This window comes from Marinobacter changyiensis, assembly GCF_009193265.1.
Classification (GTDB): domain Bacteria; phylum Pseudomonadota; class Gammaproteobacteria; order Pseudomonadales; family Oleiphilaceae; genus Marinobacter; species Marinobacter changyiensis.
This window is the reverse complement of sequence record NZ_VZZZ01000004.1, coordinates 114,201-128,388: the sequence shown is the minus strand read 5'-3', so window position 1 is coordinate 128,388 and position 14,188 is coordinate 114,201. Positions and strand designations below refer to the sequence as shown.

At 55.3% G+C, this 14,188-nt stretch carries 12 protein-coding genes; 6 read left to right on the top strand and 6 right to left on the bottom strand.

The window, feature by feature from the left end:
- Positions 1 to 3 precede the first annotated feature (3 nt).
- Positions 4 to 774: a 4'-phosphopantetheinyl transferase family protein gene (locus F6Y09_RS11745; RefSeq protein ID WP_152207126.1), complete on the top strand. Its 771-nt coding sequence runs from the start codon at positions 4 to 6 to the stop codon at positions 772 to 774.
- 71 nt (positions 775 to 845) lie between these two features.
- Here F6Y09_RS11745 and F6Y09_RS11740 read toward each other — a convergent pair whose 3' ends face one another.
- Positions 846 to 1,298: an Sbal_3080 family lipoprotein gene (locus F6Y09_RS11740; RefSeq protein ID WP_152207125.1), complete on the bottom strand. Its 453-nt coding sequence runs from the start codon at positions 1,296 to 1,298 to the stop codon at positions 846 to 848.
- Between the two features lie 240 nt (positions 1,299 to 1,538).
- On the opposite strand from F6Y09_RS11740, the gene F6Y09_RS20155 reads away from it, so the two are divergent.
- The gene (locus tag F6Y09_RS20155) at positions 1,539 to 1,682 is read left to right on the top strand and encodes a hypothetical protein (protein ID WP_179959405.1); all 144 of its coding nucleotides are present in this window, start codon (positions 1,539 to 1,541) and stop codon (positions 1,680 to 1,682) included.
- A gap of 15 nt (positions 1,683 to 1,697) precedes the next feature.
- Here the strand turns inward: F6Y09_RS20155 and F6Y09_RS11735 are convergent, their stop codons facing one another.
- Positions 1,698 to 2,993 carry a M18 family aminopeptidase gene (locus F6Y09_RS11735; RefSeq protein ID WP_152207124.1) on the bottom strand — a complete coding sequence of 432 codons (1,296 nt, stop codon included), beginning with the start codon at positions 2,991 to 2,993 and terminating at the stop codon, positions 1,698 to 1,700.
- A 117-nt stretch (positions 2,994 to 3,110) separates the two neighbouring features.
- Here F6Y09_RS11735 and F6Y09_RS11730 point away from each other — a divergent pair, with 117 nt between their 5' ends.
- Positions 3,111 to 3,650: a hypothetical protein gene (locus F6Y09_RS11730; protein ID WP_152207123.1), complete on the top strand. Its 540-nt coding sequence runs from the start codon at positions 3,111 to 3,113 to the stop codon at positions 3,648 to 3,650.
- On the opposite strand, the gene rlmKL is transcribed toward F6Y09_RS11730, so the two are convergent.
- On the bottom strand, positions 3,633 to 5,813 hold the full coding sequence (rlmKL, locus tag F6Y09_RS11725; RefSeq protein ID WP_152207122.1) for a bifunctional 23S rRNA (guanine(2069)-N(7))-methyltransferase RlmK/23S rRNA (guanine(2445)-N(2))-methyltransferase RlmL: 2,181 nt from the start codon (positions 5,811 to 5,813) through the stop codon (positions 3,633 to 3,635). The two genes, F6Y09_RS11730 and rlmKL, sit on opposite strands and share 18 nt — an antisense overlap.
- A 325-nt stretch (positions 5,814 to 6,138) precedes the next feature.
- Here rlmKL and rmf point away from each other — a divergent pair, with 325 nt between their 5' ends.
- A complete protein-coding gene (gene rmf, locus F6Y09_RS11720) occupies positions 6,139 to 6,351 on the top strand; it encodes a ribosome modulation factor (protein WP_152207121.1) in 213 nt (70 codons plus the stop codon).
- Positions 6,352 to 6,556: 205 nt separating this feature from the next.
- Here rmf and F6Y09_RS11715 read toward each other — a convergent pair whose 3' ends face one another.
- Entirely contained in the window at positions 6,557 to 7,579 is a 1,023-nt protein-coding gene (locus F6Y09_RS11715) for a quinone-dependent dihydroorotate dehydrogenase (RefSeq protein ID WP_152207120.1), read from the bottom strand.
- Positions 7,580 to 7,988: 409 nt separating this feature from the next.
- Between F6Y09_RS11715 and F6Y09_RS11710 the strand changes: the two genes are divergently transcribed.
- Entirely contained in the window at positions 7,989 to 9,158 is a 1,170-nt protein-coding gene (locus tag F6Y09_RS11710; protein WP_281348015.1) for a cation diffusion facilitator family transporter, read from the top strand.
- Between the two features lie 31 nt (positions 9,159 to 9,189).
- On the opposite strand, the gene F6Y09_RS11705 is transcribed toward F6Y09_RS11710, so the two are convergent.
- On the bottom strand, positions 9,190 to 10,692 hold the full coding sequence (locus F6Y09_RS11705; protein WP_152207119.1) for a RimK family protein: 1,503 nt from the start codon (positions 10,690 to 10,692) through the stop codon (positions 9,190 to 9,192).
- A 152-nt stretch (positions 10,693 to 10,844) separates the two neighbouring features.
- Between F6Y09_RS11705 and F6Y09_RS11700 the strand changes: the two genes are divergently transcribed.
- Positions 10,845 to 11,963, top strand: coding sequence for a GNAT family N-acetyltransferase/peptidase C39 family protein (locus F6Y09_RS11700; RefSeq protein WP_152207118.1), 1,119 nt, complete (start codon positions 10,845 to 10,847; stop codon positions 11,961 to 11,963).
- Between the two features lie 22 nt (positions 11,964 to 11,985).
- Here the strand turns inward: F6Y09_RS11700 and uvrB are convergent, their stop codons facing one another.
- Positions 11,986 to 14,007: an excinuclease ABC subunit UvrB gene (uvrB, locus tag F6Y09_RS11695; RefSeq protein ID WP_152207117.1), complete on the bottom strand. Its 2,022-nt coding sequence runs from the start codon at positions 14,005 to 14,007 to the stop codon at positions 11,986 to 11,988.
- Positions 14,008 to 14,188: the final 181 nt, after the last annotated feature.

The window sequence follows — 14,188 nt, the reverse complement described above, 5'->3', positions numbered from 1 at the left end:
CAGGTGGCACCTGACGAACCCCTGCGGGAACAGTTGGCAACCAGGCTTTTCCTGTCCCCGCCTCCTGCCACGCTACCCCCTCTGGCATCCCGAATCACGGACCGTTGGATATCCTTCCTTTCAGATGCAGAACGAGACTACCTGGAACGCCAACGCGGCAAACGCTACCGCGAGTATCTGCTAAGCCGGGCGCTGTTGCGGCAGGCTCTTTCCCTTACCCTGTCTCCGCAGGTGCCACCGTCGTACTGGCAAATCCGGTACGGCACACAGGCACCCCCCGCTATTGAGGGACCAGGCGTACAGGGCTGGCACTGCACCCTCTCCCACAGCGCCGGTCGAGTGGCCATCGCCCTCAGTAACCAGGGTGCCTGCGGAGTCGACACCGAGATTCATCGGTTTCGCCGTAACCGATCACAACTTGTAGACAGTTTCTTCACTGCCGGCGAGCGGGCATTGCTTGACCGAACACCGGAGTCCGAAAGGGAGACCGTCTTCTACCGGCTGTGGACGTTGAAGGAAGCCTGGTACAAAACCGGAACGCAAGACAGCTTTTCAGAGATCCTGAGTGGACTGGACTTCAGCACACCAACGTGCTCTTCCCGTGCAGGGTCGGATGGGCTAAAAGTCTGGTGGCAGGAAGTCGACGGGTACAGTCTGTCCTTTGCCGGCCACCATAAACCGACGACGCTGACACAACTGCTCCCTGACGAAGAGGGTGTGGATATCACCAACCAGCTGCACGAGTTCATTGCCAACCCGGGACCGGCGGAATAAGCCCTTGCGCCAACGCTGCAGACTTCCGATTGCCTACAAAGCCCGGGGAACCTGCAACGTCGAGCGCGTAATCAACCGCTAAACACCCGGTACAAGGCTGCCGATTCAACACCAAACAACTCGTTAACCAGCTCGCGGATCTTGTCTTCCGCACTAATAAACTTGTTCATATTGGCTCCGCCACGCATGGCATCGTAGGTGGCACTGCCCATCAGGCTTCGACCTTCAAAAACCTTGATTTCAGCATAGGCCATGTACATAGCCAGGTCCCATCGCCAGTTAGCGGTATAGGTAAGGGTCCAGCGACAGGCTTCCGGTACAGTCCGCTCATCCACCACTGTGTAATCAACCCGTTGGCCAGTCAGACTGCTTTCCAGCGCGTCGAGGAAACCTTCCCTCACGTCGCCATTCTCAACCACGCAAAGATTGTCGCTATCGTATGAGGAGACAGGTTCGACGGTCTGGTTGATGGAGCAACCCGACAAAAAAATGAGCAATCCCAATACTGCAAACTTTCGAATCACTTTTTACTACTCCCTTGAAATCAGAGTCCGATGGACCGTTGAACTGACGGGAAATCCACCCGCAGGCTATGCAGCCTAATGAATAGGCAGGGAATTACCAGAGGAGTTTGCAACAATTTACATGTATTGTGCGGTGTCTTTCCTGACAGTGGCAGTACCAAGACTCGGCGTGACCTTTTCAGGCACTAACACCGCCAAAAGATTGTGCGAACTTGGCTAACGGCAGACTGACAATTTGTAATGAGCCTCCAGAATATAGGCCTTACCGGCAACGACATATTGCCCTGCATCGATGACCTGATCCGGATTCGAATCGAGGTATTCCACGCCTTCACAGGGCACACCGCCGAACCCATGACCTTCTGGATCCGGGAATTGGACTGACGAACGTGGCCCGCCTCAGTTCACCTCCGGCCAGCCCATAAACGCCTTGAGCACCTGGTACAGCGTATGGCCGTCTTCACAGCCCACCATCTCGCGAATCGAGTGCATCCCCAGTTGAGGCACCCCGATGTCCAGTGTGGTCACCCCGAGATTGCCTGCGGTAACAGGACCAATGGTACTGCCACACCCCATATCGCTGCGGACCACAAAGGTCTGGCTCGCCAGGTCGAGTTGTTCACTGATGTGGCGGTAGAGCGAGGCAGACCGGCTGTTGGTAGCATAGCGTTGATTGTGGTTTACCTTGATGACCGGTCCGGCATTCAGCACCGGACCGTGGTTTTCATCATGCCTGTCAGCGAAATTCGGATGTACTCCGTGAGCATTGTCCGCTGAGATCATCATTGAGCGTGCCATCACCCGGCCGCGTTTTTCAGCGCCATACCAGCGATCCAGTACCGACGACAGGAAAGGCCCCCGGGCGCCCTCTGCCGACATGCTGCCGACCTCCTCGTGATCGTTGCAGACCAGCAGCGCCGGGTGGGTACCGGACGTATCCAGGAGGGCCTGCAAACCAATATAACAGCTCAGCAGGTTATCCAGCCGGGCTGAGGCGATGAACTCATCCTTGAGACCCACGTAAGCTGGCTTCTGAACATCGTAAAGACTTAACTCGTAGCCGAGCACGTGCCGGATATCCAGATGACGGTCTTCAGCTTTCATTTGCTCCAGGAGCAGGTCCTGGAAGCAGGTGATGTCGTCCTCCGGTGCCAGCATGATAACCGGCGGTAAATCCGTCTGCGCATTCACTGAGCGATTGCTGTTGGCTTCCCGGTCCAGATGAATGGCAAGGCTCGGGATAAAAGCGACTGCTTTTTGAAAATCCACCAAGGCATCTTTGACCGCGCCCTGACCATCCTCATAGGTAACCCGGCCGGCAATCGAGAGATCGCGATCAAACCACGGGTTCAGCAACACACCACCGTAAACTTCGACACCCAGCTGGTAGCAACCCTTGCGACGAAGTTCGGGGTTGGGTTTGATTTTCAGGCAGGGGCTATCCGTGTGGGCGCCCACCATCCGGATACCGGTCTCAACCGGGTCGGTTTCACCGGTTCGGAACGCTACCAGCGATGAGCCGTTACGGACTGCATAGTAACCGCAGTCCCTGGCAAGCGACCATTCATCCCGTTCATCAAGTTCCGTAAATCCGGCCTGGTCCAGAATGGCGGTCATCTGGCGAACAGCATGCCAGGGGGTCGGGGAGTCAGCCAGAAAATCAAGCAGGCCCTGATTGAATTGCGTGTGTTCCATAGTGTCCTTGCTAGTCTGATAATATTGGCGCCAGTATGGCATGATGCGACCGATTTCATAAGCCGCTACTGTTGGGCCGATACCGATAAACACGATTTGTAACGCAGGAGTTTCGCCTTGCCCCAGACCACCTCCGTCCCCTGCTTTCTGGACATCGAATTTTGTCAGTCCGAAGATTGCTTTTTCCCGTTTGCCATCGCCTGGTCGCTTCCTGACGGGCAAATGAAAACGGTGATGATCGAGCCGGACGATAGCTGGCTACCTGACGAGGGAGATCCGCCGGACGTTGACCTGCGCTACCTTCGTGAGCAGGGCGTTCCGCTGATCGAACTCGCCCAGGTACTCCATGAGGACCTCCCGGACCAGACCGTGTACGTGGACGGCCTGGACCCGGACGAATCCCTGGTCGATTTGATTTTTGATGCGGTGTCGATGGATGCGCCGTTTGAGGTAGCACCGGTCAGCGAACTGATTACGACCTTGAGCCTGGCTGACCTTGAAGACTGGCGCCGCAGCCTGATGTTTCAGCATGGCCTCGAACCCCAACTACCTGAGAACGGCGTCTACGCTCTGCTCATGCTCGCCCAGCAGGAAGGTCTGGTGGAACTGTCGGGACCAGCCGATGACCCGAGCGATGACCTAACCGAGGAAGTCTGACCCATGCCGGATATGCCAGCACCGGTGTATCCGGGCATTGCGCTGGAAATCCTTGTCGATCGTCGAAGCTGACACCTCTTCGATAGCAAACGCCGACTCCAGCGCCCGGTCCAGTTTGAAGCGACGGAAATTATTGGAAAAAATCAACAAGCCATCAGGCGCCAACCGTGCCATTGCCTGCCTCACCAACTGAGCGTGGTCCCGCTGGATATCCAGCACACCCTCCATTTTTGCGGAATTGGAGAAAGTCGGCGGGTCCATGAAAATCAGGTCAAACCGGTCCCCGGGGTCAGCTTTCGCCGCCAGCCACTCCAGACAGTCCGCCTGCCGAACCACATGTTTTGAAGCGGGCACATGGTTCAATGCCAGATTCTCCCGCGCCCAATTCACGTAGGTGTTGGACATATCGAGACTGAGAGAGCTGACTGCGCCACCGACTGCGGCATGCACGGTCGCCGCCCCGGTGTAACAGAACAGATTCAGAAACCGCTTGTCGTCCGCATGCTGTTGAATCCAGCGGCGCACGGGCCGATGGTCCAGAAACAGCCCGGTATCGAGATAATCCCTCAGGTTGACCTTAAGTTGGCAGCCATATTCCTGCACAGTGAAAAATTCACTGGTATCCGCGTGCTTTTCATACTGTTGCGTACCTGTCTGCCGTTGCCGCTGTTTGCACACCATCTGAGCCGGCTCGATATCCAGCGCCTCCGGAATAACCGCCAGCGCTTCTGCCAGTCGCTCCCGTGCAACACGGGCATCAATGGTCTTCGGTGCCGCATATTCCTGCACATGGACGCGGTTGCCATAGATGTCGATGGCCAGAGCGTATTCAGGCATATCCGCATCGTAAAGCCGATAGCACTCGATTCCCTGCTTGCGCGCCCACTGCCCGATCTGCTTTCTGTTCTTGCGCAGACGGTTGCCCAGCATGGCAGCCCGTTCCGGATGGCTGATTTTCGGAAACAGCTCACCGGTTTCGGTGCGCTCACGAGCAACCGTTTCGCTGGCCTTGTCGATATTAAACAGCAGCAACTGGGCGGGCAACTTGCCGTTAAACAGTTTGTACTGTTTATAACTCCGCAAGCCAATGGCGTGACCGACCTCCGGAGCGCCGGTAAAGACACCCAGGCGCCAGCCCGGTAATGCCTGTTTCACCGCTTCGCCAAGGGACTGGTAAAGCGGGCCCAACGCCTTTCGTTCGCTCAGTCGCTCACCGTATGGCGGGTTTGTGAGCACCAGTCCGGCTTTCGAAACCGGTTGGGTCGGATCGAACTCCTCTATTGAGCGACAATTGAGCACGACGAACTCTTCGAGTCCTGCCCGCTCGATATTGCGCTGCCCGGTGGCAACAACGGATTTGTCCTGATCGAAGCCGGTAAAGCTCAACTGATTGGCCGCTTTGCCAGCAACGGCCCGGGTGGTGGCCTCCTGCAGCAGGGGCGCCCAAATATCCGGTTGATGACCAAGCCAGCGGCTGAAACCGAACTGCTCGCGAAGCAAACCGGGAGCCTGATCCATAGCCATGAGCGCAGCTTCAATCACTAGGGTGCCGGAACCGCACATCGGGTCAATGAAGTTTCCGCCATTCGCCGCGAGCTCCGGCCAGCCCGCCCGGATAAGCAAGGCCGCAGCCAGATTTTCTTTTAGCGGCGCCGCGCCCTGCTCTGTCCGGTATCCGCGCCGATGCAGACTGTCACCACTGAGATCGATACCGACCTGGAGGATGCCCCGGTGCAGACGCGCAGATACAATCAGATCGGGCGCCACGGTATCGACAGAGGGTCGCGCCCCTTCAACTGTGCGCAGACTATCCACGACGGCATCTTTGACTCTCTGAGCTCCGTATTGGGTATTCCGGATGGCATCATTTTGCCCGACAAAAGCCACCTTGAATCGACCTTCCAACGCCAGATGATCACGCCAGGAAATGGCGCTCACACCTTCGTAGAGCATGTCTCCGCTGGTCGCGTTGACCTCGGCAAGATGAAGGATGACCCGGTTTGCCAACCTGGACCACAAGCAGGCGCGGTAACCGGACTCCAGCGAACCCTGAACCCAGACCCCGGCCGGCGCATTACGAACGGGCTCAAACCCGAACCCTTTTAGCTCATCGGCTAACAGGTACTCGAGCCCTTTTGGACAGGTTACAAAAAACATAAGCATGGGAAAGCTTTACTCCTGCAACAGGTCGGTTGCGTTAAGGTGCGTGGTCACTGGACTCGTAGTCTACGCGAGACGGCGTTATTTCACACAAACATAAAGAACGCGTCATCTATATTAAATAAATAGTGTACAGCAGCCAATATTTCGACTTATCTTACAAGTGACGCGTCGTTTCAAGGGCAGCTCGGCTGTCCACTCAGGTTCCTGAAATGTTATGGCTGGCTCAGGCAATACAGTGTAAATCCCCGATGGGTAATGTTTGCCGCTTCAGTTATGGCACGTGTGCACACGCTTGTTCTGTTTAATCCATGAAGTGAGGAACAGCATGAAGAGACAGAAAAGAGATATGTACGCTCGTGCATTTAAACGGGGTTATCTGGCCGGTGTGTCCGGGAAATCAAAAGATAGCTGCCCTATCGATCAGGTAGAAGCCAGACAGGAATGGCTCAGTGGGTGGCGAGAAGGTCGCACTGACAATTGGGAGGGAATGACCGGCGTTTCCGGGATTCACAAACTGTCAAATGTAACCACGGCATAAACGCAGAAGGACGAAAAAGTCTTCGGCCATATGCCGACGCGGCGAGAGACTCCTAACTGTCTCTTAAACTCTCTTGAAGAAGAAGCAGCAACAAAGCAAACCAAACGGGTCTACCCGACCCGTAACATGCGATGATGCGCCACGGGGTTTATTCCCCGCAAGGGCCCGCTTGGCGGGCCCATTCTTTTTGCCCGAGAACACTGGGTTAATCTCGTCCCGCCTCGATCGCCCTGATCGCTTCAGCAATAATCTCCGGGCCCCGGTAAATAAACCCGGTATATATCTGAACCAGAGTTGCCCCTGCCTCGATTTTCTCACGCGCACTTGCGCCGTCCATAATACCGCCCACCCCGATGATCGGCATTGCCGACCCCAGTTCTGCATGCAAGCCACGGACAACCCGGAGCGATGGCTCCCGCACTGGCTCGCCGCTAAGCCCACCCGCTTCAGCGGCCAGCGGGTGGCCAGCGACCGCATCGCGGGAAACCGTGGTGTTGGTGGCGATCACACCGTCCATGCCGGTGTTCTTCAAGGCCTCTGCAACAAAGCGGATACCATCATCGTCCATATCCGGCGCTATTTTGACGGCAACGGGAACATAACGGCCATGACACCCATGCAGTTTGCTCTGTTCGTCTTTAATGGCCTCAAGCAACCTTAGCAGGGGGTCACCGAACTGGAGATCCCGCAGGCCCGGGGTATTCGGAGATGAGACATTAACGGTAATGTAGTCCGCCCGACTGTATACAGCCGCGATGCCTTTGCGGTAGTCGGATTCGGCCTGATCAACCGGCGTGACGGCATTCTTGCCAACATTGATACCGAGAATGCCTTTGTAGGTCATGCGATCAATTCGGGCCAGCATGTGATCGAGACCGTCGTTGTTAAACCCCATCCGGTTAATGATGGCCTTGTGCTCGGGTAACCGAAACATCCGGGGTTTTGGATTTCCCGGCTGGGCCAACGGAGTCACCGTGCCGACTTCGATAAAGCCAAAGCCAAGGGCTCCCAAAGCATCCACATGATCGGCATTTTTGTCGAGACCAGCGGCCAGACCTACGGGATTGGGAAAAGTCAGCCCCATTGCCGTTACCGGCGTTGCTGACACCGATGGCGATAAACGTTGTGCCAGGCCCAGCTTTTCAAACAGGTCGAGACTTTTCAGCGCCACATTGTGTGCCAGCTCAGGAGGCAACCTGAAAAGCAGAGACCGGATAAAACCGTACATTACATAACTCCTTGCTATGGTTAAGCTACGGGTATCGAACGTTCACCAAGGGCGGCGAAGTATAGCGAAAGTTTTCCACAGACGCTCCTAGACGGTTTAGATGACGGGTAAATGACTGTCCTGTTAAGGTCTTGTGATGTTTTCCACGGATTCTGTGGATAACTCTGTTGAAAATGCCTCATTACATTTGGTTAGCCCTTGGGGAGCAAGCCGATCTACAGATTGATCATTTTTTGATCAGTCTGTAATCCACTGAAATTAAATGAAATATAAAGGTTAACCCGGCACAAAATAACAAATGTTAATATCAAGGTGTTGAAACGCGGTGATCCGAAATTGTGCATAAGGTAAACAAGAAACCAAAATATAAATTGCGCTTTTCCTCTTTGTCTGGGCAGGGAGCGACACGTTGAGTTTCATTCAGCCCGAATTTGACCGTGCTAACAATCATTATTCCGAATTCAGGAGCGCTCGCCGAGTAACCCTGATCGGCATGGTGCTTGATGCGGTGCTCGGTCTGATAAAGTGTGTAGGGGGTCTGCTGTTTCACTCCCAGGCGTTAATCGTCGACGGTATTCATTCCTTCACTGATGTGGCATCGGATCTGGTTGTTCTGGCGGTGATGAAAGTTTCTCGTCAGGCGCCGGATCAGTCTCATCCCTACGGCCATCAACGAATCGAAACCATGGGAACCATGCTGTTGGGAAGTCTGCTACTGGTTGTTGGTGGCGCCCTGGCCTGGGACAATCTGCAACGCTTGTTAGCCCCCTCTGCTGATCGTCTGCCGGAGTGGCCGGTATTGGTAGCGGCAACGGTGTCGGTGGTCAGCAAGGAGTGGATCTTCCGTTATACCCGCCACGTGGGCGAAGCCATTCGCTCCGATTTGATCCTCGCCAACGCCTGGCACAGCCGTACTGACGCGTTTTCTTCCGTTATCGTCCTGCTTTCCACCATCGGCGCAATGATGGGCTATATCTGGCTCGATGCAGTCGCTGCGGTGGCTATCGCCTTTATCATATGCCGAATTGGCTGGCGATTTGCCTGGGATAGCGTCAAGGAACTGGTGGATACCGCAGTGAGTCCGGAGGACACCGAAAAACTGACTGATATCGCCAAGCAAACCGAAGGTGTTCTCGATGTCCACGAGTTACGTAGCCGGCGCATGGGCCACGATATCCTGTTGGACATTCACCTTCTGGTGAAACCGGAAATCAGTGTTTCTGAGGGCCATCAGGTGGGGTTGCACGTTGTGGCGGCCATGCGGGAGGCCTTCCCGGGGCTGAAAGACATCAACTTCCACATTGATCCCGAGAACGATGAACTTGTTCAGCATACGACAGACCGTTTGCCCAGCCGAAAAGAAATCCGGGATTTGCTTGGCGAGATTATCGAGGAGATGCCTCTAACCACGCATTTGCGACTGCACTATCTGAGTAACCGTGTACACCTGGAACTATTCGTTGAACACCCGACTGGGCACTCCCTGGCCGCATTTGAACAACAACTCCGGGACCGGCTTGAGCCCCGGGCCTGGTTTGGCAGCCTTCGCATCTGGTATTCCGCCGGTGGCGCACGCTGATAGGTGCGCCCTGATAGCACGAAACCGGCGCTTAGCGGCGACGATTCTCTTCCATGCGGGAAAGGAATTCCTGCATGATCAGAGTATAAAGCTCTCCCCCCAGGAAGCGATCTTCGACACCGGCATCCACGTTCGGGTTGTCATTGACTTCAATCACAGCCACCCGATTGCCCGCTTGCTTGATGTCTACACCGTAAAGGCCGTTGCCGATCAGACGCGTGGCATTGAGTGCCGCCTGAATCACGTTACGAGGTACCTCATAGGTCGGCAGAGTATCAAAACTGCCGCTGTCGACTTCCTGGTTTTCACCGTGCTGGTAGATCTGCCAATGCCCCTTTACCATGAAATACTTGCAGGCAAAGATAGCGCGACCACCCAGAACCCCGATGCGCCAATCGTATTCCGTGTAAAAGTATTCCTGGGCCAACACCAGTGCCGACTGTTTGAAGAGTGTTTTAAGTGCGTCCTTTAAGCCTTTTTCATCCTCGGCCCGCAACACCCCTTTGGAAAAAGCACCATCGGGAATTTTCACCACCACCGGGAAACCCAATTGATCGATAACCTGATGTACCGAATCTTTCTGGTCCTTGGACAGAATGAGGGTTTTCGGAGTCGGTATCTTGTTGTTCTTCAGCAGGTCCGCCAAATACACCTTGTTGGTACACCGCAAAATTGAAACAGGGTCATCAATGACCACCATACCTTCGGCTTCCGCTTTGCGGGCAAACCGGTAGGTGTGGTGGTCGATCGCCGTGGTCTCGCGAATAAACAGCCCGTCGTATTCCGGTAGCCGCATATAATCGCGCTTGGTAATCTGCTCGACATTGATACCGAGTTTCTTGCCCGCTTTTTCAAAACACTCCAAGGCCTGTTTATCACTTGGGGGCAACTGTTCTTCCGGATTGACCAGTATTGCGAGATCGAACCGGTAACGACGACGGGATTTCGGGCGACGCCAGACAATGCTGCTGAAACGATCGAGGGCAGCGGCAAAGGCATCCTGTTCGTGTTCCTCCAGGTCCGCCGGGGAGGCAGGCTTCATCGATTCGATCTGCCAGCCTTTGCGCCTTTTGAACACCACTTCCAGAATTGGCGACGGGAAACGTTCGAATAACGCCCGGGCAACCGGCTTTAACGCAGCATGCTCCGCCTGTCCAAAATAGGTTTTGATACGGACCTGATGAGTCGCATCCCGATCATCTTCCCCCGGTTTTACAGCGGCACCAGAAGCTTCCAGCCATTCAAGCACACTGGAGTCAAGCTCTTCGAGTTCCAGCGAGAACAGGCCCTTGCGACTCAGGTCGTTAAGAGTAATGACCGATGGCACCACATGGTGGCCCCGGGCTTCGGCGAGCAATGAGCAGTAATAGCCCCGGCTGAGGTATTTTGCACTCTGGCAAAGATTGATCACCCGGACCCGGCTGGAGGCCGGCGCGGTAAACTTAAGATATTCATCGAAAGTCAGAACGTCGTCGCTTGGGTAATAGGGCGCCCAATCCTTAGCGCGGTCGACGACAATCAGTAAACGTGACATGTATGGCGATCCTCCATGAGATCTCTGGCTGGCGCTGTTCGCGCAATTATCCGGAAATGGGTGATTTTACGCACTATTCTTTGCTGTTAACTATACTGGACGTCTCTCATAATAGATGGTGTTTTCACTCCCTGCCCAAGGCCCCTGACGGTATGACCGAAACGAGTTTCCGACTGGCGGTCAGCGCCGACATTGATAATCTGGTTACTCTCGAAAACCGGTGTTTCAATGACGATCGAATTTCCCGCCGCAGCTTTCGACGCTTTATCGAAATGCCACGGGACCGTGTTGTGGTCGCTGTTGAGGGTGACCAGATACTGGGCTACAGCCTGGTGCTCATGCATGCCGCCACCCGGCTTGCCCGAATCTATTCTATCGCCGTATCACCCCAAGCCCGCGGCCGGGGACTCGGGGAACAACTGATTCGCCAGTCCGAGCAACAGGCGGTGGAAGCTGGACGCATCATCATGCGCCTCGAAGTACGCGAAGATAACACCGGTGCCATTGCATTGTACCGTCGTCTCGGCTATCGGGTGTTTGGCACCTATCGCGATTACTATGAGGATCATGGCAACGCCCTGCGGTTTGAGCGACGGATACTTTTCTATGAGCCTTCCCGGGAGTTTCCTGCCGTTCCCTATTATCCGCAAACAACAGACTTTTCATGCGGACCCGCGGCACTGATCATGGCAATGGCGACACTGGATGACCAGCTCTCGCTCACCACCCTGGAGGAGCTGAAAATCTGGCGGGAAGCGACCACTATTTTCATGCTGGCCGGCCACGGCGGATGCGGGCCTCACGGCTTGGCTCTGGCTGCCTGGCATCGCGGGTTTCACGCCACCGCTTACATCAGTAAAGAGGGCGCGTTGTTCAAGGACACGGTCCGGAACGATGACAAAAAACGGGTACTTGAACTGGTGCACGAGGGTTTTATGCATGACCTGGGGCAGACCGGTATTGAGCTCCACCACGACCCCCTGACGCTGGACAAGATGGCGCAGGCCCTCAAAGGGGGACAGGTGCCGATTATCCTGATCAGTACCTGGCAGCTTAATCGCAGCCGAGTGCCCCACTGGGTGACCGTCTGTGCCATGGATGACCAGTTTGTCTATCTGCATGATCCGGAAATCGACACGGCCGAGGGTGAAACCGTCGCGGACAAACAGTACCTGCCAGTTGACCGGCGCATTTTCGACCAGATGGCGCGATACGGTAAGAATCAGCCGCTACAGGCCGCCGTTATTGTCGGTCCCCGTCGCACAGATTGACGACTGACTGATTCGCCCGCCCTCAGGCAGTTCTGAGGGCGGCTTCTTTCAGCCCGGCAATATCGTCACGCAAACGAGCCGCACGTTCGAAGTCCAGCTCTGAGGCGGCCTTGTACATCTCGTCTTCCAGCTTGCTCATGTCCTTGAGCAACTGTTCCGGGGTACGACCCCCTGCCCGGGCCCGGTACTGCTCTGCTTCCTCTGCGGCTTTCTGTCCCGGGCGCTCGGCGCCCCTGCGACCGGAACCGCCGCTGGAGGCGCCTTCCATGATGTCAGAGACTTTTTTGGTCAGACCTACCGGCGTTATGCCATGCTCGATGTTATGGGCAAGCTGCGTCTCACGTCGCCGTTCGGTCTCATCCATTGCCCGCTGCATTGAGCCGGTAATCCTGTCCCCGTATAGAATGGCCCGGCCGTTGAGATTGCGGGCCGCACGACCGATGGTCTGGATCAGCGAGCGCTCGGATCGCAGGAAACCTTCCTTGTCAGCATCCAGAATGCAGACCAGAGACACTTCGGGCATATCCAGCCCTTCCCGCAACAGGTTGATGCCGACCAGCACGTCAAATACTCCCCGCCTCAAATCCCGGATAATCTCGACCCGCTCGACGGTATCAATATCCGAGTGGAGGTAACGCACCTTGATGTCGTGTTCCATCAGGTAATCGGTCAGGTCTTCCGACATACGCTTGGTCAGCGTGGTCACCAATACACGCTCCTGAATCACAACCCGCTTATGAATTTCGGAGAGCAGGTCATCAACCTGGGTTGAAGCCGGTCGCACCTCGATCTGCGGGTCCAGCAAGCCGGTCGGGCGCACCACCTGCTCGACTGTCTGTCCTGCGTGGTCAGCCTCGTAATTGCCCGGTGTCGCAGATACAAAGATCATCTGGGGGGCAATACGTTCCCACTCGTCAAAGCGCATGGGCCGGTTATCGAGGGCCGAAGGCAGACGGAACCCGTACTCGACCAGGGTTTCCTTGCGGGACCGATCCCCTTTATACATTGCTCCGATCTGGGACACAGTCACGTGAGATTCATCCACCACCAACAGCGCATTGGGTGGCAAATAATCGAACAGCGTCGGAGGTGCTTCACCGGGACGGCGGCCGGACAGATAACGGGAGTAGTTTTCGATTCCGTTGCAGTAACCTAGCTCCAGCATCATTTCAATATCATAGCGGGTGCGTTCTTCAAGGCGTTGGGCCTCTACCAGACGATTATTATCCCGCAGCAGGGTCAAGCGGCCGTCCAACTCCAACTTGATGTGTTCAATCGCATCCAGAACGGTCTGACGGGGTGTGACGTAATGGGACTTGGGGTATATGGTCACTCGCGGCACACGCCGCAGGTGTTCGCCGGTGAGCGGGTCAAAGTAGCTCAGGTTTTCCACTTCGTCGTCGAACAGCTCGATGCGAATGGCTTCTTTCTCGGATTCCGCCGGGAAAACATCGATCACATCCCCTCGCACCCGATAGTTGGCTCGATGAAATTCGATATCATTACGGGTGTACTGAAGTTCTGCAAGGCGACGCAAAATATGGCGCTGATCAATCTTGTCGCCCCGATCCAGATGCAGCATCATTTTCAGATAGGACTGGGGATCCCCCAAACCATAAATAGAAGAGACCGTCGCCACAATAATGGCATCCGGTCGCTCTAGCAGCGCCTTGGTCGCCGACAAGCGCATCTGTTCGATGTGTTCATTAATGGACGCATCCTTCTCGATAAACGTATCCGAGGACGGCACATAGGCTTCCGGCTGGTAATAATCGTAGTAGGAAACAAAATATTCGACTGCATTGTCCGGAAAGAACTCTTTGAACTCACCGTAAAGCTGGGCGGCCAACGTCTTGTTGTGGGCCATAACGATGGTCGGGCGCTGGATCTGCTCGATCACCTTCGCGATGGTAAATGTCTTACCGGAGCCAGTAACACCCAGCAGCGTCTGGTGAGCCAGACCGGACTCAATTCCATCAACCAATTCGGCAATGGCCTTGGGTTGATCGCCCGCTGGTTCGAATGGTGAATCGACTTTAAACATACTGATGGAACGTCCTCCGGAATTTATTGGTCACACCTGTTCTGGCGTATGGATTCGTGCATTACGTTGGTTGCCAGCCTTATCCTGCAGTCAGCTTCATGATAACATCAGAACCTTTGATGGCAGGCGTCCGGCGGCTATTGTCCAGACGCCCCATGCCGCCAGAGCTTTCTCAGACGCA

Excerpts from the sequence above, each read along its gene's own strand:
- F6Y09_RS11700 (WP_152207118.1), top strand. The coding sequence starts at position 10,845 with ATGACCGAAACGAGTTTCCGACTGGCGGTCAGCGCCGACATTGATAAT.
- F6Y09_RS11735 (WP_152207124.1), bottom strand. The coding sequence starts at position 2,993 with ATGGAACACACGCAATTCAATCAGGGCCTGCTTGATTTTCTGGCTGAC.
- rmf (WP_152207121.1), top strand. The coding sequence starts at position 6,139 with ATGAAGAGACAGAAAAGAGATATGTACGCTCGTGCATTTAAACGGGGT.
- rlmKL (WP_152207122.1), bottom strand. The coding sequence starts at position 5,813 with ATGCTTATGTTTTTTGTAACCTGTCCAAAAGGGCTCGAGTACCTGTTA.
- F6Y09_RS11705 (WP_152207119.1), bottom strand. The coding sequence starts at position 10,692 with ATGTCACGTTTACTGATTGTCGTCGACCGCGCTAAGGATTGGGCGCCC.
- F6Y09_RS11715 (WP_152207120.1), bottom strand. The coding sequence starts at position 7,579 with ATGTACGGTTTTATCCGGTCTCTGCTTTTCAGGTTGCCTCCTGAGCTG.
- uvrB (WP_152207117.1), bottom strand. The coding sequence starts at position 14,007 with ATGTTTAAAGTCGATTCACCATTCGAACCAGCGGGCGATCAACCCAAG.
- F6Y09_RS20155 (WP_179959405.1), top strand. The coding sequence starts at position 1,539 with ATGAGCCTCCAGAATATAGGCCTTACCGGCAACGACATATTGCCCTGC.